Raw genomic sequence first — 24,829 nt, 5'->3', positions numbered from 1 at the left:
CTGCCGCAGCTGTTCCGTGCCGTCGAGATCAAGGGCGTGCCCTATTGGGATGGCGGCTATGGCGGCAACCCGGCGCTCTATCCGTTCTTCAAGACGGCGGCGACCGAGGACGTGCTTCTGGTGCAGATCAATCCAGTGGTGCGGGAGGGAACACCAAGGAGCGCCAACGAGATTCAGAACCGCATCGACGAGATCACCTTCAACGCCGGGCTGCTGCGCGAATTCCGCTCGATCGCCTTCGTCAAGGAGCTGATCGCCGCCGGCCGTCTGCCGCATGGCGAATACCGCGACATCCGCATGCATCGCATCGATGCCGATGAAGCGTTCAAGGACCTGTCGGCATCGTCCAAGGTCAATGCCGAATGGGCATTCCTGACTTATCTGCGCGATCTCGGCCGCACCGCCGCCAGCGACTGGCTGGAAGAGAATTACGACGCCGTCGGCAAGCGTCCGACGCTCGATCTCTCCGGCGAACTCGATGACGGCTTCAAGCCGGTGCGCGGTCCCGCACCCGGCCGGCGGGTCAAGGAATTCCTCGCTGTGCGCAAGAATCCCGAGGTGGTTCGCCGTCGGGCCTAAACGACCAATCGATGTTCTTCGATTGGTTCGCGATCATGCCTTCAAAGTCAGGTCGATCACCCTGATCAGGGCGGCGGCTGCCTGCCGCTGCCCCTGGGGATCGCTGATCCGCGCCTTCATGCCTTCCAGCCCGTCGAGCAGCATGTCGGCAAGCAGTTGCGTCGACAGGCCCCTGGCCGCCAGATCGACGCCGTTCCTGGCTGCTTCGCCCTCGATCGCGCCGGCAATATGTTTGCCAAGCCTGCCGCGCCAGCAGCCGACCAGATCGCCAAGGCTCGATTTCATGTCCAGCAGTTCGGCGCCATGCGGCGAGGCAATGACCGCGCTCATCATCGAGATGAATGCCCCGTCGATGGCTTGCATCATGCGCTCGGTGAAAGTGCCATCGCCGGCCAGAGCCATCTTTGCCGCCTCGACCGAGCGCGACAGGATCATCATGGCAATGGCGCGGAAAATATCGGTCTTGTTCTTGAACAGGAGATAGAGCGCCGGGCGCGACATCTCTGCGGCGCGGGCGATGTCGTCCATGGTGGTGCGGGAGAAGCCATAGGCCAAAAACACCTTCATCGCCCCATCCAGGATACGGACGCGTTTGGGGTCGGCGGCGGCCATGTCTTCGATCTGATTCATGGAACAATTCTATCCTGCAAAATCGTTATTGACAAAATGACGTAATTTGTCAATCTGTATCGAGGGGAAATGACCGGTTGGCCATTTCGCCAACGGCAGTGGACGACAACAAAGGGTATCCCCATGCGCCTCACCGTCGACGGACAATCATTCGACATCGACGCCGATCCGGACATGCCGCTGCTGTGGGCGCTGCGCGATCTCATCGGCAAGACCGGGCCGAAGTTCGGTTGCGGCATCGCTGCCTGCGGCGCCTGCACGGTGCATGTCGACGGTCAGCCGGTGCGTTCCTGCTCGCTTCCCGTTGGCCAGGTCAACGGCGCTGTCACCACCATCGAAGGTATCGGTACAGCGGGCAGACTGCATCCGGTGCAGCAGGCATGGCTGGAGGAACAGGTTGCGCAATGCGGCTACTGCCAGGCCGGCCAGATCATGAGCGCGGTGGCGCTGCTCGACGAGGTCGCCGACCCGAGCGACGCCGACATCGACAACGCCATGGGCGGCAATCTCTGCCGCTGCGGCACCTATCCCAGGATCCGCTCGGCCATCAAGAAGGCCGCGGCGCTCAAGACGGCGGGGCTCTGACCATGGCCAGTGTCGGAAAGATCGCCCGCCGCACGTTTCTGATCGGCGCGGCTGCTGTCGCGGGCGGCGTTGCCGTCGGCTATTACTACTATCGCAAGCCGTTCCCGAACCCGCTCGAGGCCGAACTCGGCAAGGGCGAGGCGACGTTCAACCCCTATGTGAAGATCGGCGCCGACAACACCATCACCATCGTCGCGCCGCGCGCCGAGATGGGGCAAGGCATTTCGACGACGCTGGCTGTCATGGTGGCCGAAGAGCTCGATGTCGGCCTCGATCGGGTCAAGGTCGAGCATGGACCGGCCTCCCATGCCTATTACAACGCCGCGATCCTTGAAGAGGGCGGTCCGTTCGCCTTCTTCGACGAGAGCATGACCGCGCAAGCGGTGCGCTCGGGTCTCGGCGTGGTCGGCAAGTTCCTTGCCCTGCAAGGCACTGGTGGTTCGGCTTCGACACGCGATGGTTTTGACAAGATGCGGCAAGCGGGCGCCGCCGCCCGGCAGATGCTGATCGCGGCTGCGGCGCAAAAACTGGGTGTCGCCGCCGCCGATCTGGAAACGGCCGACGGTTCGATCCTGCACAAGGCGTCGGGCAAGTCGCTGACCTATGGCGCGGTCGCCGCTGCCGCTGCCGCGATGGCGCCTCCTGCAGAAGTCAAACTCAAGGACCGGGCCGACTGGAAACTGCTGGGAAAGCCGCAGAAGCGCATCGACATGCTGGCCAAGGTCACCGGGGCGCCGATATTCGGCATCGATGTCCGGCTGCCGGACATGCTCTACGGCACGGTCAAGATGAGCCCGCGCTTCTGGTCGAAGCCCGTCAAGGCGGACCTCTCCAAGGCCGAGAAAATGCCCGGTGTGATCAAGATCGTGCCGCTCGAGACGAATTACGGCCATGGCTTCGGCATCATCGCCGACAACACATGGGCGGCGTTCAGGGCGGCCGAGGCGATCGACGCCCAGTGGTCCGATCCCGAATACCCGCTCAGCAGCGCCGCCATTTCAGATGTGCTGAAGCAGGCCCTCGGCACCAAGGGCTCGGCGATGCGTGACAATGGCGATGTCGATACCGCCTTCGCCGATGCGCCGCGCGAAAGGATCGTCGAGGCTGACTATGCGGTGCCCTATCTGGCGCATGCGACGATGGAGCCGATGAACGCGACGGCGCAGCTCAAGGACGGCGCGCTCGACATCTGGTGCGGCAACCAGGCGCCGACCCTGGTGCGGCAGCTCTGCGCCAACGCGGTCGGCATCGAGCAGGACAAGATCACCGTGCACACCACCTTTATGGGCGGCGGTTTCGGCCGGCGCGTCGAGATGGACTACGCGCTGTGCGCCGCACTGATGGCGAAGGAAACAGGCGAGCGTCCGATCAAGGTGACCTGGACGCGTGAAGAAGACATGCGCCACGACGCCTATCGACCAGCCGCTATCGGCAAGTTCCAGGCGCGGCTCGGCGACGATGGCATGCCGGTCGCCGTTGACATGAAGATGGCCTCACCATCGGTGATTGCCGGCACGCTGCGCCGGCTGTTCCCCTCGATATCGCCGCTCGGTCCCGACAAGACCATTGTCGATGGCGCCCATGACCAGCCCTACACCATCCCGAACTATCGGGTCAGTGGTGTCGCTGCGCCGGTCTCCATCCCTGTCGGCTCCTGGCGCTCGGTCGGCAGTTCGGTCAACGGCTTCTTCCATGAAGGCTTCATGGACGAGATCGCCGTTGCCGGAAAAATCGATCCGGTCGAGATGCGCAAGAGACTGATGGCCGCCTATCCCTCGGCGGTGAAGGTGGTTGAGAAGGTCGCCGCGATGGCGAAATGGGGCGAGGCGCTGCCCGCAGGCAAGGCCAAGGGCATGGCCTTCACGCTGTCCTTCGGCAGTTGGGTCGGCGAGATCGTCCAGGTGGCGGACACGCCGGCCGGTATCCGCATCGAGAAGGTGTGGATCGCCGCCGATGTCGGCACCGCGCTCGATCCCGGCATCATCGAGGCGCAGCTGACTTCCGCCGCTATCTACGGCCTGTCGGCGGCGATGGGTCAGGAGATCACCTTCGCCGACGGCATGGTCGAACAGTCGAACTTCCATGATTTCGACGCCATGCGGATATTCCAGTGCCCGGTCTTCGAAGTCGCCATTCTGGAGAATTTCCACAAGATGGGCGGCGTCGGCGAGGTCGGCACACCGCCGGCGGCTCCGGCGCTGGCCAACGCCATCTTCGCGCTCACCGGCAAGCGCATTCGCACGCTGCCGCTGTCGAAAACGGTGGCCTTCGCATGAAGAAGCTCCTCATCATGCTGACGCCTGCTGCCATGCTCGTTCTCGCGGCGCCGTTCGCGATCGCGCAAGAGAGCCAGACGCCGACGCCGGTGACGGTCGACGCTGCAAAAGGCCTGTCCGAATGGGACAAGATCTATGCGGTGTTCTCGCATCCGCGCTGCGCCGACTGTCATGTCGCGGACGACCGGCCGCGCTGGTCCGGTGCGCATTATGGCGGCACCCGCGTTCACGCCTTCAATGTCCAGCGCGGTGCTGACGGATCGGGCTTCGGCAATCCGGGCCTGCGCTGCACAACCTGCCATTTTTCCAGCAATTCCAATGCATTGCATGGGCCGCCCGGGGCCGATAACTGGCATCTGGCGCCAACCGAGATGGCCTGGTTCGGCAAATCCTCGGCCGAAATCTGCAGTCAGATCAAGGATCCCCTGCGCAATGGCAACCGCAGCTTGAAGGATATCGCGCTGCATGTTCGCGACGACAAATTGGTCGCCTGGGGCTGGGCGCCGGGGTCTGATCGTGAGCCGGCTCCGGGCTCTGCCGAAGCAACCTATCAAGCGATCGAAAATTGGATTGCGGCGGGCGCATCTTGTCCGGTGGCGCAATGATCCCGCAACTTTCGCACTATATTGCGATGCAACTTTGATGTAGAAGCGCGCTTCGCCGATCACGGCAAATTGAACACGGCTTGGCGCGCACCCATATCGGCGACGCGCCCGCGTTATGAGGACGCTGGCCGAACCCGCAGTGGAAAAAACGACGATGCCGAGAATCAGGTTTCACAAGCTTGCAGCCATTGTTGTGCTCATTGGTTTCGCGGCGTGGATGGCGACAGGTGAGTTTTCGTCGGTCGGCAGCGTAGCCGCCAACAAAGCCAAGGCAGCCGAAGTCGAGCAGGCCAAGGCGCCGGACGCGGCCAAGCCCAAGGCGGCCGAAGCCGAGCCGAAGGCACCGCTGCGCACCGTCGCGGTGGTGACGCCGCCGCGCAAGACCTATGCACGCGCCATCCGTGTTTCCGGGCTGACCGAAGCCGACAAGCGGGCGGTGCTGGCAACGCGCGTCGCCGGCGTCATCGACAAGCTGCCGGTCAAGCAAGGAGATCACGTCCAGACCGGCGATCTGGTGCTGATGTTGGCGGCGGAAGAAAAGATCTCGATGGTCGACAACGCCAAGCAGCTCGTGGTGCAGCGCCAGGCCGAGTTGGACGCGGCCCTGCGGCTGATGAAAACAGGCAATCTGCCCAAGCTGCAGCTCGACACCGCCCGCTCCAATCTGACTCTGGCGCAATCGCAGCTGGATACCGCGCAGGCCGAGCTCGACCGCAACGAAGTCAAGGCGCCGTTTGACGGCGTCATCGACCGGGTGCCGGTGGAACTCGGCAGTTCCATCATGCAGGGCGGCGAGGTGGCAACCATCCTCAAGCTTGATCCGGTGATTGCCCGCGGCGAAGTCAGCGAGCGCGACCTCGGCTACCTCAAGCTCGGCGACAAGGCCAATGTACGGCTGGTCAGCGGCCAGACGGTTGAAGGCACAGTGCGCTACATCAGCCGCGACGCATCGTCGGCGACCCGTACCTTCCGCGTCGAGGTGGCGATCCCCAATGGTGACGGCTCAGTGCCGGCCGGCATGACGGCGGAAATCGCGCTCAACGCACAACCGACCGACGCAGTCCTGCTGCCGCGCTCGGTGGTGACGCTCGGCGACAAGGGCGACCTCGGCATCCGTGCCGTCGGCAAGGACAACAAGGTGGCGTTCTTCCCGATCGACCTCGTCGACGACACGCCGACCGGCCTCGTGCTCGGCGGCATCCCGGCCGACGCGCGCATCATCGTCGCCGGCCAGGAACTGGTGAAGGAAGGCGATCTTGTCAATCCGGTCGAGGCCGACCAGGCGACCATCAAGAAACTGCTCGGCGAGGCGACTGCCGGCACGCAGTAGCAAGGGGCCGTGACGGACTAGCCCTGGGCGGGGACAATCGGCTGCGACGCAGCTCCTGAAATTCAAGAACAGGCGTTAGCCATGGATATCGTCAGACTCGCAATCAACAATGCCCGCCTGACCATCTCGGTCCTGGTCTTCCTCATCCTTGCCGGCGCGGTCGCCTACCAGTCGACGCCGAAGGAAGCGGAGCCCGATGTTCCGATTCCGATGATGTATATCAGCCTGATCTATCAGGGCATTTCGCCTGAGGATTCGGAACGGCTGCTGTTGCGACCGATGGAAAGCAAGCTGAAGAGCTTGAAGGGCCTCAAGGAGATGCGTTCGGCCGCTTTCCAAGGCGGCGGCTACGTGCTGGTCGAATTCCAGCCGCAGACGAATCTGGCCACTGCGCTGCAGGACACGCGCAGCAAGGTGCAGGACGCCAAGGCCGACCTGCCGCAGGCGGCTGAGGAACCGACAGTCAACGAAGTCAACATTTCCGAGTTTCCCGTGCTCGTCGTCACACTCTCGGGCGAATTGCCGGAGCGTGTGCTGACCGCCGCCGCCCGCGAACTGCGCGACCGCATCGAGGAGGTGCCCGGCGTTCTCGAAGGTTCGCTGCAGGGTGCGCGCGACGATCTCGTCGAGGTCGTCATCGATCCGATGAAGCTGTCTTCCTATGGGTTGCAGCTCGATCAGCTGATCGGTGCGGTCGGCAACTCCAACAGTCTGGTCGCCGCAGGCAACATCGAGGGCTCGGAAGGCAAATACGCGGTCAAGGTGCCGTCGCTGATCGAAACGCCGGAGGATGTCGCGGCACTGCCGGTGGTCGCCGGCCCCAATGCCGTGGTGCAGGCCAAGGACATCGCGACGATTCGCTCGACCTTCAAGGATGCCGAGACGGTGACCCGCCTCAACGGCAAGCCGGCCATCGCCATCGAAGTCAAGAAGCGCATCGGCTCCAACCTGATCGACACCATCGCCAAGGTGCGGACGGTGTCCGACGAGTTCGTCAAGTCCATGCCTCAGGGCATGAACGTCACCTACACGCAGGACAAGTCGGTCTTCGTCAACCAACTGCTGGGCGATCTGCAGAACCACGTCATGATCGCCGTCATCCTGGTGTTCATCGTCATTCTCTACGCGCTGTCCGGCCGCGCCTCGCTGCTCATCGGCCTGGCCATCCCGTCATCCTTCCTGATTGGCATCCTGCTCCTGGCGATGATGGGCTACACGATCAACATGATCGTGCTGTTCAGCCTGATCCTTGCCGTCGGCATGCTGGTCGACGACGCCATCATCGTCACCGAGTTCGCCGAACGACGGATGAGCGAAGGCATGCCCAAGGAGGAAGCCTTCGCGCTTGCCGCCAAGCGCATGGCCGGTCCGGTCATCGCCGCGACGATGACGCGCATCGCCGCCTTCTCGCCGCTGCTGTTTTGGCCGGGCATTATCGGCGACTTCATGAAGTACATGCCGATCACGCTGATCGTCGCGCTGTCGGCCTCGATGCTCTACGCGCTGGTCTTCGCACCGACGCTGGGTGCGATCTTCGCCAAGGCGCCGCCGCATCACGAGGATGACAATCGAGACGGCTGGTACATGGCAATCGTCAAGCAGGCGGTGCGCTTCCCCATCACCGTGCTGGTGCTGACCGTCGCGCTGCTGTTCGGCGTCGGCTTTGCCTATTCGAAATATGGCGCCGGCGTCGAGTTCTTCCCGAATGTCGAGCCGGATTACGGCCTGCTTTACGTGCATGCGCGCGGCAATCTCTCGCTGGCCGAAATGGATACGGCAACCAAGATCGCGGAAAACAGGCTGCTCGGCTGGCCGGGCGTCAAGTCGGTCTATACCCGCGTCGGCAAGACGCAAGGCGGCGGTCAGGACGTTCCCGAAGACGTTGTCGGCGTCATCCAGTACGAATTCATCGACTGGCGCGAGCGCAAGTCGGCGAACCACATCCTGGATGACCTGCGCGGCGTGATGGCCGGCATTCCCGGCGTCGATGTCGAGGTGCGCGTGCCGGAGGCCGGTCCGCCGACCGGCAAGCCGATCCAGATCAGGCTTTCGGCCGTCGACCCCAAGGGGCTCGACGACAAGGCCCGTGCTGTCGCGGCGCGCATCGGCAAGGTGCCTGGCGTCATCGACATTTCCGATGGTCTGCCGCCGCCCGGCGTCGACTGGGCGCTCGAGGTCGACCGCGCCAAGGCGGCGCAGTACGGCATCAGTCCGACCTCGGTCGGAACCGTGGTGCAGCTGGTGACCAACGGCCTGAAGCTTTCGGAATACCGTCCGGCCGGCGCCGATGACGCCGTCGACATCCGTTTGCGCCTACCCGAGGACCGGCGCACGCTGTCGACGCTCGACGAACTCCGGGTGCAGACCTCGCAAGGCTCGGTGCCGATCTCGAACTTTGTCGTGCGCAAGCCCGAGCCGACGGTCGGCATCCTCAACCGCATCGACGGGGCGCGTACGGTGGTCGTCCAGGCCAACGTCGCCGCCGGCGCCCAGGTCGCGGCCGTACAGCAGGAGGTCACCAAGGCTGTCTCGGAGATGGATCTGGGCAGCGGCATCCGCTGGAAGCTGGCCGGCTCGAACGAGGACAGCGCCGAAGCCAGCGCCTTCCTCAGTAAGGCCTTTGGTGCGGCGATCTTCCTGATCTTCCTGGTGCTGCTGGCGCAGTTCAACAAGTTCACCAGCGTCTGGCTGGTGCTGTCCTGCGTGGTCATGGCGACGATCGGGGTGTTCCTCGGGCTGCTGATAACAGGCGAGACGTTCGGCATCGTCATGTCGGGCATCGGCGTCATCGCGCTGGCCGGCGTGGTGGTGAACAACAACATCGTGCTGATCGACACCTATGACCGGTTGCGCGAAGAGGGCTGGGACAAGGTCGAAGCAGTGCTGCAGACCTGCCGCGAACGCGCTCGCCCGGTGGTACTGACGGCGGTGTCGGCCATTCTCGGCGTGCTGCCGATCGCCTTCGGCCTCGGCCTCGAAATCTTCCATCACGAGACGACGATCAACGCGCCGTCGACGCAATGGTGGATTTCGCTGTCCTCGGCGATCGTCTTCGGCCTGTCCTTCGCCACGGTGCTGACGCTGGTGGTGACGCCGTCGATGCTGATGGTGTTCACCCGTGCCAAGGTCAAGCCGGGCGCACGGCGCGGCTGGTTCAGCCGGCTGTTCCAGCGCGGCAAGGGTGAGATCTCATCGACCGATGCGCCGGGGCAGGATACCGGAGTCGAGCCGGAAATCGCCTTTCCGAAAGCCGCCGAATAGACCCATTGCCGATTTGACCGGCAAAGGCCGCCCGGAACAACCGGGCGGCCTTTTGCATTGTCCCGGGTGCAACGCAAAGCGTTGTTACCGGAGCAATGCGAAAGCGTCGTCTCGTGGCAAACGTCAAAGCGCGGGGTTCCTATGCCGATCACCACCATTCTCATCATCGTCTTGATCCTAGTCCTCATCGGCGCGGTGCCGGCCTGGCCGCATTCGCGCTCCTGGGGGTATGGGCCGTCGGGCATTGTCGGTGTGGTGCTGGTGGTGCTTCTGGTGTTGCTGTTGATGGGGCGGCTCTGAGCCGCCCTTTCAGCCGAAGAAAGACTTTTCAGTCTACAGGGACGGGGCTGGCAGGCCCGTAGCTGCGCCCGCCTTGCCTGTCAGGCAGCTTTCGCAAGACCGTTCACGGTGGCGATGCCGATATCCTCGAGCGCCTCGATGACCGCCTGATCGAGAGGCGTGTGCGGGATCGCACCGATGATGCCTTCCAGCCTTGCCGAAGCCAGTTGGTGCGGCTCGAAGCGCAGGTAGGACATGGAGACGATCTCGCGCCACATCGCCACGAACGGGCTGCCGGCGCGCAGCACCCACCAAGGCATCGAGGTCATCTTGAGCGGACGACCAACAGCCTTCTCGGCAGCGGCCTTGATCTGCAGATCGGTGACCGCGTGGCCCGGGAAGTTCAGCGCTTCATAGAAGCCGAGCTTGTCCAGATTGCGCGCCAGCGCGACGAAGCCAACGGCGAAGTCCGGCAGATAGGCCCATTCATGCACTAGGTCGACCGGGCCGGGCGCGGTATAGACGCCTTTATTGATCTTGGCGGCGACGACCAGATCGAACCATGATCCGCTGCCGGTGCCGCCGAAGAAGTCGCCGGCTCGCAGCAGAATGGTGCGGACCCGGCCCGCTTCGGCCTCGCGGCGAAACAACTCCTCCATGGCGCAGCGGATGCGGCCCTTTTGCGTGGTCGGGTGGGAAGGTGTGTCTTCCGATATCACCGCGGGCATCGGCGATCCGTAATTGTAGACGGTGCCGGGGAAGAGATGCAGCGTGCCGTTCGCATGGCAGGCGGCCATGACGTTCTCGGCCATCGGCAGGCATTTGCCCCAGTCGGTGTAGATCGGATTGAGGCCGTTGAAGATGATGTCGACGCCTTGCGTGGCGTGGATCAGCCCCTCGCGGTCGAGCGCGTCGCCGGCGACGGCGGTGGCCCCCTTGAGTTCGCCCGGCACCTTGCCGCTGCGGGTAATAGTGCGGACGTCGTAGCCGGCGTCGATGAAGGCCTTGGCGACCACGCGGCCGAGCCGGCCATTGGCACCGAGAATTGCGATCTTGGTCATTTCGAGTACTCCTGATTTGGAATTTTCATGGTCGGCTCGGGAGGTCCGATCCACGACAAGCGCGATCGGGATCAGCGACAAGCGCGATCGGGATCAGCGGTTGCCGAAGAGTTCGCGGTTGCTGCCCTGGGCGACCGGCTTCTTGGCGGTCGCACCACCTTCTCGATCGAACTTGTGTTGGTGTTGTCGGTGCTGGTGACAGCCGGCTGGCTGGCGTTGTTCGAACCGAACTTGTCGCTGCCGGCAAAAGCGTTGCTGGCGGAGATGAGGATGGCGGCGGCGATGAGGGCGATCTTGGTCATTTCATGTTCTCCTGGTTGGTGGTTGCAGTCCGTGTTGGTGTCTGCATCTGGAATATCGTCGCTACGAATGCGAATGGAAATTGACTATCGATGGAGTTTTGATATTCATTTTTGAATGGCTGAAATCGACTGGAACCTGATCAAGAGTTTCGTCACCGTGGCGGAAACCGGCAGCCTGTCGGCTGCCGCGCGAAAGCTCTCGGCAAGCCAGCCGACGCTTGGCCGTCACATCGGCGAGCTCGAACAGGCGCTGGGCGTCACGCTGTTCCGGCGTGGGCGGCGCGGCTATGAACTGACGGAGGCCGGCAGCACGCTGTTCGAACGCGGCAAGGCGGTCAGCGAGCAGGCAAGCGCCTTCTCACTGCTGGCGCTGGGTTCGGTCGAGGCCATCGAAGGCACGGTGCGCATCGCCGCCAGCGAGGTGGTGGCGGCCTATGTGCTGCCCGAGATGACGATGCGGCTGGGTGTCGAGGAGCCCGGCATAGAGGTCGAGATCGTTGCTTCAAACCAGGTCGAGAACCTGTTGCGCAGGGATGCCGACATCGCCATCCGCATGGTCAAGCCGGCGCAGAATGAGCTGACAGCGCGCAAGGTCTGCGACATTCCCCTCTGCGCCTGCGCCGCCAGATCCTATCTCGACAGGCGCGACCACCCGCTGAAGCCCGCCGACCTTGTCGATCACGATTTGGTCGGCTTCGACCGCAGCGACGACATCATCAGAGGCTTCACCCAGTATGGCATCCCGGTCACCCGGAGCAGTTTTCGCGTCAGGACCGACAACCAGATCGTTTTGTGGGAGGCGGTGCGAGCGGGAAACGGCATCGGTCTCGGCCAGGAGCCGCTGGTCGACCGTGATCCATCGATGGAGAAATTGCTGCCCGGCTTGCCTTTGCCTGTCCTGCCGGTGTGGCTGGCCATGCATCGCGACGTACGCACCAGCGTGCGCATCCGCCGGGTAGTGGATTTCCTCTATGAGGAGCTGAAGCGCTATTCGGCCGGCGCGGCCGCGAATTCGGCGCGGTGAGCAAGGCCGGCCATCAGCAGCACGACGATCAGCAACCCCGACATAGCGACGAAAATCGGGCCGAAGCTGGAATGCTCGGCAACGAAGCCAATCGCCGACGGCGCCACCAGGATACCGGAATAGCCCATTGTGGTGACGACGCTCATGCCGGTGCCCGACGACATGCCTTCCTGGTTGCCGCCGGCCGAGAAGATGATCGGCACCATGTTGGCGATGCCGAAGCCGCACAGGGCAAAGGCGGCGATCGCAAGCCAGGGCGAGGGTGACAACCCGGCGATCAGCATGCCGGCCGCCGCGACAACCGACGAGCCTCGCAGAGTCGTCACCGCGCCGAAGCGGTTGCGCACGCCGTCGCCGAAGAAGCGCATGATTGCCATGACACCGGAAAAGGCCGCGTAAGCGAGGCCGGCGATGGCAAGGTCGGCGCCGAGTTCCTGCCTGAGATACAGCGCTGCCCAGTCGAGCACCGCGCCCTCCGAGATCATCGTCAGCAGGGCCATCAGGCCGATCAGATAAACCAGCGGATTTGCCGGGAGGATGAATTTGTGATGCTCCGCGGCCTGCGGCCTGTCCTCGCCGACCAGATGGCGAACCGCCACCGCGATAACCGCGAAGGCGAGCGCGGTCACCACCGCCGCGTGGACGAGATGACCGTAAGTCTGGATGGCGAAGCCGCCGAGGCCGCCGCCGGCGAACCCGCCGAGGCTCCAGAAGCCATGTGATGACGACATGATCGCGCGGGAGAGTCGCCGTTCGACCACCACGGCATTGGCGTTCATGGCGACGTCCATGCCGCCGATCGAGCCGCCAAAGATGAACATGGCGATGGCCGCCAGCGGCACGTTGGGCGCCAGCGCCACGACCAGCAGGCCGAGGCTGCCGCAAAGGCCGAACCAGCGCAGCACGGTGCGGGAACCATGTCTGGAGATCAAATGGCCGCACCAGGTCATGGCGGCGACGGCGCCGGCGCCGAACAGCAGGATCAGCAGGCCAAGCGTGAACTTCGAGATGTCGAGCCGGGTCAGGAACACCGGGATCTGCGGCGCCCAGCTGCCGGTCAGGAAGCCGTTGGCGAGGAAAATGGCAGCGACGGCCCATCGTCCGCGAATGGCAGTCTGCATGGCGTTCGACGCGTTCATGAGGCTAATCCGGTCAAAAAATGGCTTCGCGCGGCAAATTAGATCGATTCAATTTTCAGTCAAGCGCTCTTTCGGGAAAGCATTTGGGCCAAACAGAGGATTGGAGGCGATCGAGGGTGTCGACGGTTGACCTAGTGGTCCTTGGGGCGTCTTGCCTCGAATTCGGCCTTCTTGGCGTCGGAGGCTTCGGTCTGGTTGAGCGCCTGCCATTGTGCGTAAGGCATGCCGTAGACGATCTCGCGCGACTGGTCCTTGCTGAGGTCGACGCCCTCGGCATTGGCCGCTTCGCGATACCAGTTCGACAGGCAGTTGCGGCAGAAGCCGGCGAGGTTCATTAGGTCGATGTTCTGCACGTCGTTGCGCTCGCGCAGATGCTCGACCAGCCGGCGAAAGGCGGCAGCCTCGAAATCGCGTTGCTGCTCGTCACTGAGTTCGGTCATGGTCACAGCCTCCGTCATAGCGGCCCGGTGCGGGAGCCGAATTGCTTGACCACATGTATATCGGGACGGCGGTCGATGGCGTCAACGATCGGCGCCAACCGTTCGGCCCAGGCGAGTGCGCCCTTCTGGTCAGCGATCAGGTCCTGGCGGATCTCGATCAGCGCATGGGCGAAACCGTTGACGATGGCGTGCTTGTACATGGTGTCGCCGTGCAGCGCGCCGTCATACGGTTCATTGTCGCCGACAACGAGGCTCTTGTCCTCCGCCAGCATGTCGATCAGCGGCCGCGCCACCCGGTCGTCGAGGTCCCACAGGATGCCGACATGCCAGGGACGCTGGATCCCTTGCATGGCAGGGGTGAAGGAATGCACCGAGAAGATGAAGGGTGCTCGGGCAGAGGCCTGTGCGACCGAGGCAATCATGGCGCCGACGGCGTCGTGATAGGGCCGGTAGAAGCGGTCGAGCCGTCTTTCGCGCTCCTCGGGAGCTATGGGGTAATTCCCGGGTACGACGGTGCCGTCATAGAGCTGGCGAATGAGCGTCGGATCGTCCTCTGCGCGATTGGGATCGATCAGCAGCCGCGAAAAATTGGCGAACACCGCCGGCACGCCAAGCAGGGCGGCCAGTTCGCGCGTCACCGTCTCGACGCCGATGTCATAGGCGATGTGGCGGTCGAACTCCGCCAAGGGCAGGCCGAGGCTGCCATACTCGTCGGGCAGGTCGCGGCGGGCATGATCGCCCAACAGCACGATGCCTCGCTTGCGGTCGCCTTCGACAACATCGAAAGGCGCGAAAACTGTGGATCGGGTCATTGGCGGGAAATGGTCTGTTCGCTGGCTTCCGGGGAGGATGCTATCGTCATTCCACGAAGACGACGCTTGCGCAATGCCGTTGTTTGGCCAAGGTTTCCCGAGAAATCTGGCAGGAGTCGGCGAATTGTGCGCCGGAGCCTTTCTAAATCGATTGGAATTGAACAAAACGGTGCGTTGACATGCGCCCGGACTTTTCCGAAAAGGGGCGCAGAGAGATGCTGATGTGGTTCTTGAGGGGTTTTCGGATGAGTTCCGCCGGCAGGCAGCGCATGCGCTCTGCCTTTGCCATGCCGCTCCTGAGCCTTGCCGTGGGCTTGGCGGCGATGGCCATGGCCTCGCCGGCGCGTGCCGATTTCCGCGTCTGCAACGCCACGCAGAACTTGGTCGGCGTCGGCATCGGCTATCGCGCCAAGGCCGGCTGGATCACCGAGGGCTGGTGGCACATCGAGGGATCGAGCTGCAAGACGCTGATCGAAGGGCCGCTGTCATCAAGGTTTTACTATCTTTATGCAGAAGACGCCGAGCGCGGTGGACGCTGGGACGGCCCGATCAACATGTGCGTGGCTGAAAAAGAGTTCAAGATCGCCGGCGTAACCGACTGCGTCGCCCGGGGCTTCCAGCGCGCCGGATTCCAGGAATATGACACGGGCGAACAGGCAAGCTGGATGGTCCAGCTGACCGATGAGTCCACAACGGGAGGCGCTCCAGCCGCCCCGGGAACAAACAGTCAATGAGACGTAGCCGTAAGGTCAAGATCCTAGCCACCATCGGTCCGGCGTCCTCGTCGGAGGAGATGCTGAAGAAGCTGTTCGAAGCGGGCGCCGATGTGTTCCGCATCAATATGAGCCATACCGATCACGAACTGATGCGCACGCTGGTCGCGCGCATCCGCGCTGTCGAGGAGGCGGTCGGCCGGCCGATCGGCATCCTGGCCGATCTGCAAGGACCAAAACTGCGCGTCGGCAAGTTTGCCAATGGCAAGGAAGTGCTGACGCAAGGCCAGACCTTCACGCTCGACGACAGTCCCGAGCCCGGCACCTCGACCAGGGTCTATCTGCCGCATCCGGAAATCCTGAGCTCGGTCGAAGCCGGCCATCGCCTGCTGATCGACGACGGCAAGCTCGAGCTGAAGGCGGTGAAGAGCGACGGCAAGTCTATCGTCTGCACCGTCGTCGCCGGCACCACGATTTCCGACAAGAAGGGCGTCAGCCTGCCCGACACCGACCTGCCGGTCGGCGCGCTGACCGAGAAGGACCGCAAGGACCTCGATGCCGTGCTGGCGACAGGCGTCGACTGGGTCGCGCTGTCTTTCGTGCAGCGGCCGGAGGATCTGGCGGAAGCGCGCAAGATCGCGCGCGGCCGGGCGCTGATCATGGCCAAGATCGAAAAGCCGCAGGCTGTCGCCCGGCTGGCCGAGATCATCGAACTGTCCGACGCGCTGATGGTCGCCCGTGGCGATCTCGGTGTCGAGATGCCGCTCGAGGCGGTGCCCGGCATCCAGAAGCAGATCACGCGCGCCGCACGCCGCGCCGGCAAGCCGGTGGTGGTTGCAACGCAGATGCTGGAATCGATGATCACGGCACCGGTGCCGACCCGCGCCGAGGTGTCCGATGTTTCGATCGCCGTCTTCGAAGGCGCCGATGCCATCATGCTGTCGGCGGAATCAGCGGCCGGTGCCTATCCAGTAGAAGCCGTGGCGATGATGAACCGTATCGCCACCAAGGTCGAAACCGATCCGACCTATGCCGGTATCATCAATGCCCAGCGCTCCGAGCCGGAAGCGACCGGCGCCGACGCCATTTCGCTGGCCGCGCGCGAGATCGCCGAAACGCTGAAGCTGTCGGCGATCATCACCTACACGGCGTCCGGCACCACAGGCCTGCGCGCCGCCCGTGAGCGGCCGCAGGTGCCGATCATCGCGCTGTCGCCGATCCTCAACACGGCGCGACGGCTGTCGCTTTTGTGGGGCACGCATTGCGTCGTCTCACCGGATGCAAGCGATCTTGACGATATGGTCAACCGCGCCTGCCGCATCGCCTTCGACGAAGGCTTCGGCAAGCCGGGCGACCGCGTCATCATCACCGCCGGCGTGCCGCTGAGGACGCCGGGTTCGACCAACATGCTGCGCATCGCCTATATCGGGTCGGACACGCAGGGCAACCGGTAAACCCGCTCATTTCCTGACGGAAGCGTGTCGCGCGACTTTGTGCAGAGGTCGCTGTGGCTATAATACAACAAAGGCAAGGACAATGATCCCAGCCTTTGTCTCGACACAGGGTTGCCGTGTTCGCCCCTACAAAACAGGATGAAGCGGCGTTAACAGTGGCTCTGCACCCGCCTGCATTTCCCATCGCTTGAAAGTATACTGAATGTCATTTCTCGTCTCGCGCCGGTCACTTCTGACCGGGCTCTCGCTTATTGGGGTTTCCACGATCTCGGCATGTGCCCAATTTCCCAAGCAGTCGCTCAGTGTCGCCAGTCCGCTGATTCCAGCGCCGCTTGAGCCGACACCGGAAAAGGGGCCGATTGAGGTTGCAGGGCCTGAAGCTGCCCGTGCGTCTCCCGACTATGCGAACATGTATGCCGCGGTCGAAGACGGCGGCCGGGCGCTGCCGGCGATTCCCTTCGCCAAGGTCGATGAACGGTTTCTGCGACAGATCGTCGTCGACGACCCGACGGGAGAAAAGCCAGGCACGCTCGTCGTCAACACGACCGACAAATACCTTTACTGGGTCCTCAAGGATGGCAAGGCCATGCGCTATGGCGTCGGGCTGGGGCGCCAGGGCTATTCCTGGAAGGGTCGTGCGATCGTTCAGTGGAAACGCAAATGGCCGACCTGGACGCCTCCGTCGACAATGATCAGCCGGGATCCAAAGCTGGAGAAATGGCGTCAGGGCATGCCGCCGGGCATCAGCAATCCGCTGGGGTCGCGCGCGCTCTACATCTTCAAGGACGGCGTCGACACACTCTATCGAATACACGGATCGCCGGACTGGAAGTCCATCGGCAAATCCGCGTCGTCCGGTTGCGTGCGCATGTTCAACCAGGATGTCATGGACCTTTACGATCGCGTTCCCAGCAAAACACCATTGCTGGTCATCTAGAGTATGGCGCTGCGTGCCTGCGCTTAGCTTGCTGCCCCAGCCGTTAGAGGACGTGCTTCAGGTCGGCGCGAGCTCCGCCTGCGGCACCTTGATGTCGGCGCATCTGTCGGTGCCATAAGCGTCGCGGGCGATGCGCGCCTCCACGGTCTTTGCCAGTGCCTGCAGGTCGATGTCCTTGCCGGCGACCTTCTCGATGGCGCCGACGACGAGGTCGGGCGCGATCCAGTCCGGCTTGTGGCCGAGATTGTGCACCCAGACGAGTTCGGCGCCGGCAATGTCGCGCACCAGGCCGACCGAGTGGATATGCGCGTAGACCACCTTGTCGCGATCGCCCGAAATCACCACGGTAGGCGCCTCGATCTCGGCGTAGTGGGGTGCGGCGCCAAGGGCATAGCGATAGAGCCCGGCGACGTCGGTGGCGTTGGCGCGAAAGGCCGACGGTCGCAGCACCAGCGGGATCGAAGCCTCGCCGGCATAGTTGTTCGGCACCTTGTTTGGCGAGAAGACGCAGGTGGTGGCGTCTGCCATCTGCAGCGTTCCTGCCGGGTAGGTCAGCGTTTCGGAAAACAACCAGCCGACCACCGGCATGGTGGTCAGATTGTAGTACCAGGACGTCGCGCCGCCCGGCCAGGGGTGGGTGGCGGGCGAGACAAAGACCAGCCCGAGTGTCTTGTCTGGATGCTCGCGGCCAAACGCCGTGGTCACCGCTCCGCCGAAGGAATGGCCGACGATGACAGCCTTCTTCATGCCGAGACGGTCCATCAGCGCGGCAATGGTGTTGGCCTGCGCCGACGGATCCTCGTTGTTGCCGGGGCCGCGCCCCGACCAGCCGTGGCCTGGCCGATCGAAGAACAGCATTTCGGCGCGCCCATCCAACAGCGGGCGCAGCGGTAGCATCTGGTCCCTGAGATTGGCGCTGGCGCCGTGGATGAAGACGATCGGCGGCAACTCGGCATTGGCGGGTGCCGGAACATGGACGTAGTGGATGCGGGCGCCGTTGATGTCGGCGAATTCGCCGATCGGCGGATTGCGGCGCTCGATCAGCCATGAGCCGACGCGGGTGACGCCAGCCAGGCTGAACACAAGCGCCATCAGGAAGGCGAGGACGGCGTAGATCAGGTTCATGGGGAGAGATACGGGGGTGGAGGGGGATAAGTTGTGGGTAGGCAGTAGGGCAGTAGGGCAGTAGGGCAGTAGGGCAGTAGGGCAGTAGGGCAGTAGGGTGTGTGTTCCGCAGTGCAATCTACCCCTACTGCCTTACTGCCCTATTCCCTTACTCCCTTGGGGCATCAAATGCCCTCGCCGGCAAGCTCTTCCGAAATCGTGCCGACCTGGTCCTGGGCGCTGCGCATCATCGGATAGATGGCCAGCACCTTCTGCCAGGCTTCGAGTGCAGATTGCTTGTGGCCGGTCAGCGCCATGATCTGCGCCAGACCGGACAGCGCACCGAAATGGCGCGGCTCGAGTTGCAGCGCATGGTCGATGTCGGACATCGACTTGCCGTAGTTCTTCATCATGAAATGCACCGTGGCGCGCCGGTTCCAGCCTTCGGCATAGGTCGGCTGCAAGGTCACCACCTGGTCAAGGAAATCGAGCGCAACGTCGAACTTCTGGCCTTCGACGGCCTTTTGCGACCATTGCATCATCAGGTCGATCGAGGCGCTGCCGGATTGCGACCACTCATTCCAGATGTTGCCGGCAATGCGCTCGGCCGCCTTTTCGTTGCGCTCGCGTTTCAGGTCGCTGAACAACTGGTCGAGCCGGGCCTGCTTCGTCGTTGCCACCGGCGGCGCGTCCTGGGTGGCCGGCGGCGCGACAGCATCATCCGCCCGTGCCGGGCCATAAATGGCGCCGGAAACGAGCAGGGATGTCAAAAATGCAAAAAGAATCCGCATCGCCGGACTCTAGTCCCGGGCGGCGGAACATCAAAGTGATTTTAGCGTGAGAAGGCCGGCAACAAACATCAAATGGGCGGAGACAACAACAGCCTCCAGCCCGAAAACTCAGCCCTGGCGCGCCTTGTAACGCGGGGCAGTCTTGTTGATGATGTAGACGCGGCCCTTGCGGCGAACCAGCTGGTTGTCGCGGTGACGCGCCTTCAGCGCCTTGAGCGAATTCTTGATCTTCATGGTCTTGCCTGTCGGTGTGGACCCGCTTCGGGTCGAAATCTTAAGGCGCGCCAGAGACGCGCCTTTGAACTGTGGGTGGCTCATAAACGAGGAGCCTTGTCCGTGTCAACCGCAAGCGTGCTCCGTCTCTCCATATCATCAAATATCCGCCATCTCCACCTGGCGGCATTGCGCGGCCTCTAGCCGGCTGGGATGATGCGGCTGCCGCGAAGTGATTTGGAGATGACCATGCGCCGAATGTTTCTGTCCGCCTGCCTTGTCTTGCTGGCGGGAGCCTCGGTTGCCCATGCGCAGGAATGCGACCGCAGCGACGACAGCCAGCAGATGATGAACATCTGCGCTGGCGAAGATTACCAGGCGGCCGACGCCAGGCTCAACACGGCCTATCAGGACCTCATCAGCTCGGATGACGCCGACGGCAAGAGGTTGCTGCAGGTGGCGCAACGCGCCTGGATCACTTTCCGCGATGCCGAGTGCGCGCATTCCACCGCCGCCAGCGAGGGCGGCTCCATCCATCCGATGGAGGTTTCGCAGTGCCTGACCAGATTGACCAACGATCGCATCAAGCAGCTCGCCGCCGCGGCCAATTGCGAGGAAGGCGATGCGAGTTGCGCCAGTCCCGGCGAGGACGAGAGCGACGACTTCCAATAAGCGGGTTTATTGGGTCAGGCGCGACGGCTGATCCGGGTGAAATGACCCATCTTGCGGCCGGGGCGCGCCTCGGCCTTGCCGTAGAGATGCAGCATCAGATCGGGCTCGGCGAGAAGCTCCGGGACACGCAGCACATCGTCGCCGATCAGGTTCTCCATCACGCAGTCGGAATGGCGGTCCGGGCTGCCCAGCGGTAGGCCGGCGACAGCGCGGATGTGCTGCTCGAACTGCGAAACGATGCAGGCTGCCTCCGTCCAATGGCCGGAATTGTGGACACGCGGCGCGATCTCGTTGGCCAGCAGCGAGCCGTCGGCCAGCACGAAGAACTCGACGCCGATGACACCGACATAGTTCAGCGCCGACAGGATCTTCGATGCGGCCGTTCGCGCTGCTTCCGCCGTCTCGGGCATAATGGCGGCCGGTAAGGTCGATGTGTGGAGAATGCCGTTGCGGTGGACATTCTCGGCCGGATCGTAGGCGACGACCGCGCCGTCCAGCCCACGCGCCGCGATCACCGATATCTCGCGCTCGAACGGCACGAAGGACTCCAGGATCAGCGGCACATTGCCCATCGCCTCGCAGGTGCCGGCAAAGCCGCCGGTTTCCATGTTGCGGAAGACGCGCTGGCCTTTGCCGTCATAGCCCATGCTGCGCGTCTTCAGGATGCCGCTGCCGTCGAACGCCTTCAGCGCCGCCGTCAACTCATCATCATTGTCGACGGCGTGGAAATCCGCGGTGGCAATGCCGATGCCATTGAGAAATGCTTTTTCGCCCACCCGGTCTTGCGCCACTTCCAGCGCGCGCGCCGGCGGATAGACCGGAACCTTGGCGGCCAACGCGCTGGCCGCCGCGACCGGCACGTTTTCGAACTCGTAGGTGACGACGGAACTCGACGCTGCCAGTTCGGCAAGAGCGGCCGGATCGTCATAGGCGGCTGTTATCTGCCGGTTGGCGACCTGCGCGGCGGGGCAGTCCGCTTGCGGCTCCAGCACCACAGTGCGGTAGCCGAGGCGGGCGGCGGCAACAGCCAGCATGCGGCCGAGCTGGCCGCCGCCAATGATGCCGATGGTCGATCCGGCGGGCAGGCTCACGGCGTATCCGTCGGTTCGGTGGCGACCTTGGCGGTCTGCGCGGCGCGCCAGGCATCCAGGCGGACGGCAAGCTTGTCATCGTTCAGCGCCAGCACGGCCGCGGCCAGAAGGGCTGCGTTGGTGGCCCCGGCCTTGCCGATGGCCAGCGTTCCCACGGGAATCCCGGCCGGCATCTGGACGATGGACAGCAGCGAATCCTGCCCGGAAAGCGCCTTCGATTCCACCGGCACGCCGAACACCGGCAGCGGCGTCATCGCCGCCGTCATGCCGGGCAGATGCGCCGCACCGCCGGCGCCGGCGATGATCACCTTGTAGCCGGCCGCCTTGGCGCCCTTGGCGAAATCATAGAGCCGGTCTGGCGTGCGATGCGCGGAGATGATCAGCCGCTTGTGCGGGATGCCCAGTGCTTCCAGCGTTTCGGCGGCATGGCGCATCGTCGCCCAGTCGGACTGGCTGCCCATGATGATGGCGACGTCGGCGCGCTGATCGTCCAAGTCTGTGTTCCCCGGCGACAAAGGCGCGCCTTAGCGGAATTCGCGCGAAGCCGCAAGGATAGGCGGCCGCCGCAGCGGTTTGTTGAGACGCAAACCAGCCTATACCGCCGCCTTGCGGAAGCGAGCGACGAAGTCGTCGAGTTCTGGCCGCTCCATGTCGGAGATCGCCCAGTAGGAGAAGGCGCCGTCGCTCCAGTGCACCAGCGAAAAGCCGCCCGACGAGAGATCGGCCGGCTCAATGGTGCTGCCGCCCTGCTGCGGCTCGGCGACCAGCGTGATCAGGTGCTCGCGGTGGCGGTAGACCAGCGCCGGCACCGGCCGGTCTGATATCACCTCGACCCGACCGCCGATGAGTGTGTAGCCGTCCTGTGCGAGGTCGGGCGCCGGCGGCGACACGCCGATCCGGGCGTCGAGCCATGGCTTGACCGTGTGGCGGTCGGACGAGACGATGTCGATCGGGCTGGCGGCAAGCAGGCTGCGGCGATGTCCGCTGGCGACTCCAGCTGCGAAACTATCGGACGCGTTGTCGACCATCACCCATTGCGTCGCCCCGCTGGCCAGCACCGCACTGACCACGATCGACGCAGCCAGAGCGCGCCAGTCGAACGAGCCGAAGCGGCGCGCCCTTGGCAGCGCCCGCGTCTGCGACGGACGTGTCTCGGCGTTTCGTCTCTGGCCGCCCCCGACCGGTGCACCCGCGATCAGTCCCGGTTGCGGCGGCGGTGTACCCCGCAGCGGCCCGGCCGCTTCGTCCTGCGTCGGTACGTCTTGCACCGGACGTGCCGTGGCTGTCGCACCAAGTGCGGCGATGCGCGCCCGAAAGGCGTCGCTGACATCGGGGCGCGGCAAACGGCCGAGTGCGCCCCGCAAGGCAATGATGCGGGCATGTTCGGCGGCAAGCTGCGGGTCGGCGGCGATGCGCCGCTCGACCGCGAGTGCGGCTGCCGCGTCGAGTTCGCCATCGACGAGGGCATGGATCATCAGCCTGATGCCCTCGGGATCGTTGGGCAGTCCGTCGTCATGCATGGTCATGGCGCTCTCCCCAGTGCAGATACAAGCAGGCCGCGAGCCCGCGCCAGCCGTGACATCACGGTGCCAATCGGTACCCCCAGCATGGCCGCTATCTCGCGGTAGCTGAGGCCGTTGATGTCGCGCAGCACCAGCGTCTCGCGGAATGGCGGCGGCAGTGCTGCGATTGCCGCCTCAAGGGCTGCCGTATCGGCCCTGGCGATCAGGCTCGCTTCCGGGCCATCCTCGTCGGGCAGGCTGGTGCCGTGTGCCGCCGCCATCTCGTCGAGATCGCCGAGGTCACCGACTGCGAGGATGCCGCGCGACCGGTTGCGCGACATCCAGGTGTAGGCGGTGTTGCGCACGATGGTCAGCAGCCAGGCGCGGGCATTGCCGCCGGCATAGCCTGATATGCCGGCATGCGCTTTCACGCAGGCTTCCTGCACCACATCCTCGGCGTCGGCGGCGTTGCCGGTCAACCAGCGGGCGAGCGCAAGCGCATCACCGAGATGGGGCAGCACCACCTCGCCGAAGCGCTCGGCCAAGGCCTTCTCGCTCAACACCACAGCATGATCCGGCACTCCGGGCAGGATTTGCCGCGCCCGCTCAGGGAGCGACGGTGATTTTGCCCTGCATATGCGGGTGAAGCCCGCAGAAATAGGCAAAGTCGCCTGCTTTGGTGAAGGTGAATTCATAAGTGTCACCGGTGTCAAGCGCCTTGGAGCGGAAGGAGGAATCGCTGGCGACGACCAGATGCGGAATATCGTCGTCGTTTCTGAAGGTCACCGTGGTGCCGGGCTTGACCGTCAGCACCGGCGGCGTGAAGGCAAAATTCTCGATTTTGACCATCGGCGCATCGGCCGCGCGCAGCGGCTGGCAGTTCGCCGTGGTCAAGGTGAAGGCGGCGAGGATCGCGGCCATGTGCCGGGCCGGAAGGCGTATGCAAAGCATGTTGATTTCCTTTGCTGTTCCGGCTCAAGCCAGCGTCGAGTCGATGATGGCGAGATCCTGCCCGCCTTGCTTCACGGTGACGCTGCTGGTGCCGAGCAGGCCGCGCAGCTGTCCGGCCGGCACTGTCATCGGCCCGGGCGAGGCGGCGGTGCCTGGCGCCGGCTGCGGGAAGGCGGTCGAGCGCGCGGTGTGGAAGGTGACGTTGCCTTCCACTTTCTGCATGATCTGGTGGATGTGGCCGTTGAGCACGGTGACCGAGCCGAAGCGCTTGAGCAGGCCGAGCGCCTGTGCCGCGTCGTCGGTGCCCCAGCCCCATTCGGGATAGACGGCCCATAGTGGGATGTGAGCGAAGACGACGATCGGCGTCGAGGCGCTGACCGCTTTCAGATCATCCGCCAGCCACGCCAGCTGCTCAGGCCCGAGATTGCCGAGCCCACCCGCCTTGAGGTTGACGACATTGACCAGCGCCACGAAATGCACGCCGTTCTGGTCGAACGAATACCAGCCGGCACCCCTGGTGCCCTTGCCGTAGCGGTCGAGATAGGCCTTGCCATTGCCGTCGTCGATCAGATCGTGCTCGCCCGGCACGTAGTGCACGTCGAAGCCGGCGCCGCCGATGATCTCAGCCGCATTGTCGAATTGTGCGGGCTTGGACAGATGGGTGATGTCGCCGGTATGGATCATGAAAGCCGGCTTTTGCGGCAGCGCCTGGATCTTGCCCATCGCTTCCTTCAGCGTGTCGATGGCATGCGGGTTGGCCGCCTTGTCGAAGCCGATGTGGCTGTCGGATATCTGCAGGAAGGTGAAGCCCGTGGCCATGGCTTCGGCAGCTTGTGCGGCGCCGAGCAGGTTGAGCGACACCGGTATGCCGCCTGAAATCGTCCACAGCACGCCGGTGCCGGCCCAGATCATGCATTCCAGCGCATGGCGGCGGCTGATGTGCCCGTTCTCGTCGTCGTGATGATGGGTCATGTCGGTCTCCTCAACGCCAGGAGTGGCGTATGCTGAGGAGACCCGGGACGGCGGCGGTTTATTCCCGGCTGGTGCGAGTCCAGCCGTTCACGGTCGCGTGATCGCG

Annotated in this window: 25 protein-coding genes and 2 pseudogenes; 12 read left to right on the top strand and 15 right to left on the bottom strand. The window is 64.0% G+C overall.

Annotated elements, in window-relative coordinates; all coding sequences use genetic code 11:
• A pseudogene (locus EN993_RS05280) lies at positions 1-579 on the top strand (patatin-like phospholipase family protein); the annotation flags it as partial.
• Between the two features lie 33 nt (positions 580-612).
• On the opposite strand, the gene EN993_RS05275 reads toward EN993_RS05280, so the two are convergent.
• A complete protein-coding gene (locus EN993_RS05275) occupies positions 613-1,209 on the bottom strand; it encodes a TetR/AcrR family transcriptional regulator (protein ID WP_127262580.1) in 597 nt (198 codons plus the stop codon).
• 123 nt (positions 1,210-1,332) lie between these two features.
• Here EN993_RS05275 and EN993_RS05270 point away from each other — a divergent pair, with 123 nt between their 5' ends.
• The 6 genes from EN993_RS05270 to EN993_RS05245 all read left to right on the top strand — a co-directional run bounded on the left by EN993_RS05270 (position 1,333) and on the right by EN993_RS05245 (position 9,566).
• Positions 1,333-1,794 carry a (2Fe-2S)-binding protein gene (locus tag EN993_RS05270; RefSeq protein ID WP_109664879.1) on the top strand — a complete coding sequence of 154 codons (462 nt, stop codon included), beginning with the start codon at positions 1,333-1,335 and terminating at the stop codon, positions 1,792-1,794.
• Positions 1,795-1,796: 2 nt separating this feature from the next.
• Positions 1,797-4,070 carry a xanthine dehydrogenase family protein molybdopterin-binding subunit gene (locus EN993_RS05265; RefSeq protein WP_127262579.1) on the top strand — a complete coding sequence of 758 codons (2,274 nt, stop codon included), beginning with the start codon at positions 1,797-1,799 and terminating at the stop codon, positions 4,068-4,070.
• Complete coding sequence (locus EN993_RS05260; RefSeq protein WP_126070861.1) at positions 4,067-4,675, top strand: hypothetical protein; 609 nt, start codon at positions 4,067-4,069, stop codon at positions 4,673-4,675. The genes EN993_RS05265 and EN993_RS05260 overlap by 4 nt, the downstream gene beginning before the upstream one ends.
• Positions 4,676-4,829: 154 nt before the next feature.
• Positions 4,830-6,005 carry an efflux RND transporter periplasmic adaptor subunit gene (locus EN993_RS05255; protein ID WP_127262578.1) on the top strand — a complete coding sequence of 392 codons (1,176 nt, stop codon included), beginning with the start codon at positions 4,830-4,832 and terminating at the stop codon, positions 6,003-6,005.
• A gap of 81 nt (positions 6,006-6,086) precedes the next feature.
• Positions 6,087-9,266, top strand: coding sequence for an efflux RND transporter permease subunit (locus EN993_RS05250; RefSeq protein WP_127262577.1), 3,180 nt, complete (start codon positions 6,087-6,089; stop codon positions 9,264-9,266).
• Positions 9,267-9,407: 141 nt separating this feature from the next.
• Positions 9,408-9,566, top strand: coding sequence for a DUF3309 family protein (locus EN993_RS05245; RefSeq protein WP_082525418.1), 159 nt, complete (start codon positions 9,408-9,410; stop codon positions 9,564-9,566).
• A gap of 80 nt (positions 9,567-9,646) precedes the next feature.
• Here EN993_RS05245 and EN993_RS05240 read toward each other — a convergent pair whose 3' ends face one another.
• Together EN993_RS05240 and EN993_RS05235 are read right to left on the bottom strand one after the other, a co-directional pair.
• Entirely contained in the window at positions 9,647-10,606 is a 960-nt protein-coding gene (locus tag EN993_RS05240; protein ID WP_109664888.1) for an SDR family oxidoreductase, read from the bottom strand.
• 93 nt (positions 10,607-10,699) lie between these two features.
• Positions 10,700-10,908: pseudogene (locus EN993_RS05235) on the bottom strand (DUF680 domain-containing protein).
• 115 nt (positions 10,909-11,023) lie between these two features.
• On the opposite strand from EN993_RS05235, the gene EN993_RS05230 reads away from it, so the two are divergent.
• Positions 11,024-11,932, top strand: coding sequence for a LysR family transcriptional regulator (locus EN993_RS05230; protein WP_127262576.1), 909 nt, complete (start codon positions 11,024-11,026; stop codon positions 11,930-11,932).
• Here the strand turns inward: EN993_RS05230 and EN993_RS05225 are convergent.
• The 3 genes from EN993_RS05225 to EN993_RS05215 all read right to left on the bottom strand — a co-directional run bounded on the left by EN993_RS05225 (position 11,896) and on the right by EN993_RS05215 (position 14,323).
• On the bottom strand, positions 11,896-13,071 hold the full coding sequence (locus EN993_RS05225; RefSeq protein WP_127262575.1) for an MFS transporter: 1,176 nt from the start codon (positions 13,069-13,071) through the stop codon (positions 11,896-11,898). The genes EN993_RS05230 and EN993_RS05225 overlap by 37 nt on opposite strands.
• 131 nt (positions 13,072-13,202) lie before the next feature.
• The gene (locus EN993_RS05220) at positions 13,203-13,511 is read right to left on the bottom strand and encodes a DUF1244 domain-containing protein (protein ID WP_109665457.1); all 309 of its coding nucleotides are present in this window, start codon (positions 13,509-13,511) and stop codon (positions 13,203-13,205) included.
• Between the two features lie 14 nt (positions 13,512-13,525).
• Positions 13,526-14,323 carry an N-formylglutamate amidohydrolase gene (locus tag EN993_RS05215; RefSeq protein WP_109664903.1) on the bottom strand — a complete coding sequence of 266 codons (798 nt, stop codon included), beginning with the start codon at positions 14,321-14,323 and terminating at the stop codon, positions 13,526-13,528.
• A gap of 269 nt (positions 14,324-14,592) precedes the next feature.
• Between EN993_RS05215 and EN993_RS05210 the strand changes: the two genes are divergently transcribed.
• The 3 genes from EN993_RS05210 (at position 14,593) to EN993_RS05200 (ending at position 17,427) form a co-directional block, all read left to right on the top strand.
• Positions 14,593-15,057 (top strand): DUF1036 domain-containing protein, encoded by a 465-nt coding sequence (locus tag EN993_RS05210; RefSeq protein ID WP_206438842.1) that lies wholly within the window; start codon positions 14,593-14,595, stop codon positions 15,055-15,057.
• Positions 15,054-16,490, top strand: a complete 1,437-nt coding sequence (gene pyk / locus EN993_RS05205; RefSeq protein WP_109664909.1) for a pyruvate kinase — start codon at positions 15,054-15,056, stop codon at positions 16,488-16,490. Before EN993_RS05210 ends, pyk begins: the two co-directional genes overlap by 4 nt.
• Positions 16,491-16,692: 202 nt before the next feature.
• A complete protein-coding gene (locus EN993_RS05200; RefSeq protein WP_127262574.1) occupies positions 16,693-17,427 on the top strand; it encodes a L,D-transpeptidase in 735 nt (244 codons plus the stop codon).
• 57 nt (positions 17,428-17,484) lie between these two features.
• Here the strand turns inward: EN993_RS05200 and EN993_RS05195 are convergent, their stop codons facing one another.
• The 3 genes from EN993_RS05195 to ykgO all read right to left on the bottom strand — a co-directional run bounded on the left by EN993_RS05195 (position 17,485) and on the right by ykgO (position 19,556).
• Positions 17,485-18,552, bottom strand: coding sequence for an alpha/beta hydrolase (locus EN993_RS05195; protein WP_127262573.1), 1,068 nt, complete (start codon positions 18,550-18,552; stop codon positions 17,485-17,487).
• Positions 18,553-18,716: 164 nt separating this feature from the next.
• Complete coding sequence (locus EN993_RS05190) at positions 18,717-19,322, bottom strand: hypothetical protein (protein ID WP_127262572.1); 606 nt, start codon at positions 19,320-19,322, stop codon at positions 18,717-18,719.
• 108 nt (positions 19,323-19,430) lie between these two features.
• The gene (gene ykgO, locus EN993_RS05185; RefSeq protein WP_006327841.1) at positions 19,431-19,556 is read right to left on the bottom strand and encodes a type B 50S ribosomal protein L36; all 126 of its coding nucleotides are present in this window, start codon (positions 19,554-19,556) and stop codon (positions 19,431-19,433) included.
• A 228-nt stretch (positions 19,557-19,784) separates the two neighbouring features.
• Between ykgO and EN993_RS05180 the strand changes: the two genes are divergently transcribed.
• Positions 19,785-20,207, top strand: coding sequence for a lysozyme inhibitor LprI family protein (locus EN993_RS05180; RefSeq protein ID WP_126070851.1), 423 nt, complete (start codon positions 19,785-19,787; stop codon positions 20,205-20,207).
• A gap of 14 nt (positions 20,208-20,221) precedes the next feature.
• Here the strand turns inward: EN993_RS05180 and EN993_RS05175 are convergent, their stop codons facing one another.
• From EN993_RS05175 to EN993_RS05150, 6 genes are all read right to left on the bottom strand, one after another.
• Positions 20,222-21,298, bottom strand: a complete 1,077-nt coding sequence (locus EN993_RS05175; protein ID WP_127262571.1) for a 5-(carboxyamino)imidazole ribonucleotide synthase — start codon at positions 21,296-21,298, stop codon at positions 20,222-20,224.
• Complete coding sequence (gene purE, locus EN993_RS05170; protein WP_109664925.1) at positions 21,295-21,792, bottom strand: 5-(carboxyamino)imidazole ribonucleotide mutase; 498 nt, start codon at positions 21,790-21,792, stop codon at positions 21,295-21,297. Before purE ends, EN993_RS05175 begins: the two co-directional genes overlap by 4 nt.
• Positions 21,793-21,891: 99 nt before the next feature.
• Positions 21,892-22,824 carry an anti-sigma factor gene (locus tag EN993_RS05165; RefSeq protein ID WP_109664929.1) on the bottom strand — a complete coding sequence of 311 codons (933 nt, stop codon included), beginning with the start codon at positions 22,822-22,824 and terminating at the stop codon, positions 21,892-21,894.
• Complete coding sequence (locus EN993_RS05160) at positions 22,821-23,360, bottom strand: sigma-70 family RNA polymerase sigma factor (RefSeq protein WP_127262570.1); 540 nt, start codon at positions 23,358-23,360, stop codon at positions 22,821-22,823. Before EN993_RS05160 ends, EN993_RS05165 begins: the two co-directional genes overlap by 4 nt.
• A 46-nt stretch (positions 23,361-23,406) precedes the next feature.
• Positions 23,407-23,751 carry a cupredoxin family copper-binding protein gene (locus EN993_RS05155; RefSeq protein ID WP_245468649.1) on the bottom strand — a complete coding sequence of 115 codons (345 nt, stop codon included), beginning with the start codon at positions 23,749-23,751 and terminating at the stop codon, positions 23,407-23,409.
• Between the two features lie 24 nt (positions 23,752-23,775).
• Positions 23,776-24,723, bottom strand: a complete 948-nt coding sequence (locus EN993_RS05150; protein ID WP_109664939.1) for a metallophosphoesterase — start codon at positions 24,721-24,723, stop codon at positions 23,776-23,778.
• Positions 24,724-24,829: the final 106 nt, after the last annotated feature.

It is taken from the genome of Mesorhizobium sp. M7D.F.Ca.US.004.01.2.1 (assembly GCF_003997785.1).
In the GTDB taxonomy this organism is placed as follows: Bacteria; Pseudomonadota; Alphaproteobacteria; order Rhizobiales; family Rhizobiaceae; genus Mesorhizobium; species Mesorhizobium loti.
The sequence above is the reverse complement of the archived record's forward strand: the minus strand, read 5'-3'. Positions and strand labels throughout refer to the sequence as shown.

Excerpts from the sequence above, each read along its gene's own strand:
- EN993_RS05275 (WP_127262580.1), bottom strand. The coding sequence starts at position 1,209 with ATGAATCAGATCGAAGACATGGCCGCCGCCGACCCCAAACGCGTCCGT.
- EN993_RS05270 (WP_109664879.1), top strand. The coding sequence starts at position 1,333 with ATGCGCCTCACCGTCGACGGACAATCATTCGACATCGACGCCGATCCG.
- EN993_RS05265 (WP_127262579.1), top strand. The coding sequence starts at position 1,797 with ATGGCCAGTGTCGGAAAGATCGCCCGCCGCACGTTTCTGATCGGCGCG.
- EN993_RS05260 (WP_126070861.1), top strand. The coding sequence starts at position 4,067 with ATGAAGAAGCTCCTCATCATGCTGACGCCTGCTGCCATGCTCGTTCTC.
- EN993_RS05255 (WP_127262578.1), top strand. The coding sequence starts at position 4,830 with ATGCCGAGAATCAGGTTTCACAAGCTTGCAGCCATTGTTGTGCTCATT.
- EN993_RS05250 (WP_127262577.1), top strand. The coding sequence starts at position 6,087 with ATGGATATCGTCAGACTCGCAATCAACAATGCCCGCCTGACCATCTCG.
- EN993_RS05245 (WP_082525418.1), top strand. The coding sequence starts at position 9,408 with ATGCCGATCACCACCATTCTCATCATCGTCTTGATCCTAGTCCTCATC.
- EN993_RS05240 (WP_109664888.1), bottom strand. The coding sequence starts at position 10,606 with ATGACCAAGATCGCAATTCTCGGTGCCAATGGCCGGCTCGGCCGCGTG.
- EN993_RS05230 (WP_127262576.1), top strand. The coding sequence starts at position 11,024 with ATGGCTGAAATCGACTGGAACCTGATCAAGAGTTTCGTCACCGTGGCG.
- EN993_RS05225 (WP_127262575.1), bottom strand. The coding sequence starts at position 13,071 with ATGAACGCGTCGAACGCCATGCAGACTGCCATTCGCGGACGATGGGCC.
- EN993_RS05220 (WP_109665457.1), bottom strand. The coding sequence starts at position 13,511 with ATGACCGAACTCAGTGACGAGCAGCAACGCGATTTCGAGGCTGCCGCC.
- EN993_RS05215 (WP_109664903.1), bottom strand. The coding sequence starts at position 14,323 with ATGACCCGATCCACAGTTTTCGCGCCTTTCGATGTTGTCGAAGGCGAC.
- EN993_RS05210 (WP_206438842.1), top strand. The coding sequence starts at position 14,593 with ATGCGCTCTGCCTTTGCCATGCCGCTCCTGAGCCTTGCCGTGGGCTTG.
- pyk (WP_109664909.1), top strand. The coding sequence starts at position 15,054 with ATGAGACGTAGCCGTAAGGTCAAGATCCTAGCCACCATCGGTCCGGCG.
- EN993_RS05200 (WP_127262574.1), top strand. The coding sequence starts at position 16,693 with ATGTCATTTCTCGTCTCGCGCCGGTCACTTCTGACCGGGCTCTCGCTT.
- EN993_RS05195 (WP_127262573.1), bottom strand. The coding sequence starts at position 18,552 with ATGAACCTGATCTACGCCGTCCTCGCCTTCCTGATGGCGCTTGTGTTC.
- EN993_RS05190 (WP_127262572.1), bottom strand. The coding sequence starts at position 19,322 with ATGCGGATTCTTTTTGCATTTTTGACATCCCTGCTCGTTTCCGGCGCC.
- ykgO (WP_006327841.1), bottom strand. The coding sequence starts at position 19,556 with ATGAAGATCAAGAATTCGCTCAAGGCGCTGAAGGCGCGTCACCGCGAC.
- EN993_RS05180 (WP_126070851.1), top strand. The coding sequence starts at position 19,785 with ATGCGCCGAATGTTTCTGTCCGCCTGCCTTGTCTTGCTGGCGGGAGCC.
- EN993_RS05165 (WP_109664929.1), bottom strand. The coding sequence starts at position 22,824 with ATGACCATGCATGACGACGGACTGCCCAACGATCCCGAGGGCATCAGG.
- EN993_RS05155 (WP_245468649.1), bottom strand. The coding sequence starts at position 23,751 with ATGCTTTGCATACGCCTTCCGGCCCGGCACATGGCCGCGATCCTCGCC.
- EN993_RS05150 (WP_109664939.1), bottom strand. The coding sequence starts at position 24,723 with ATGACCCATCATCACGACGACGAGAACGGGCACATCAGCCGCCGCCAT.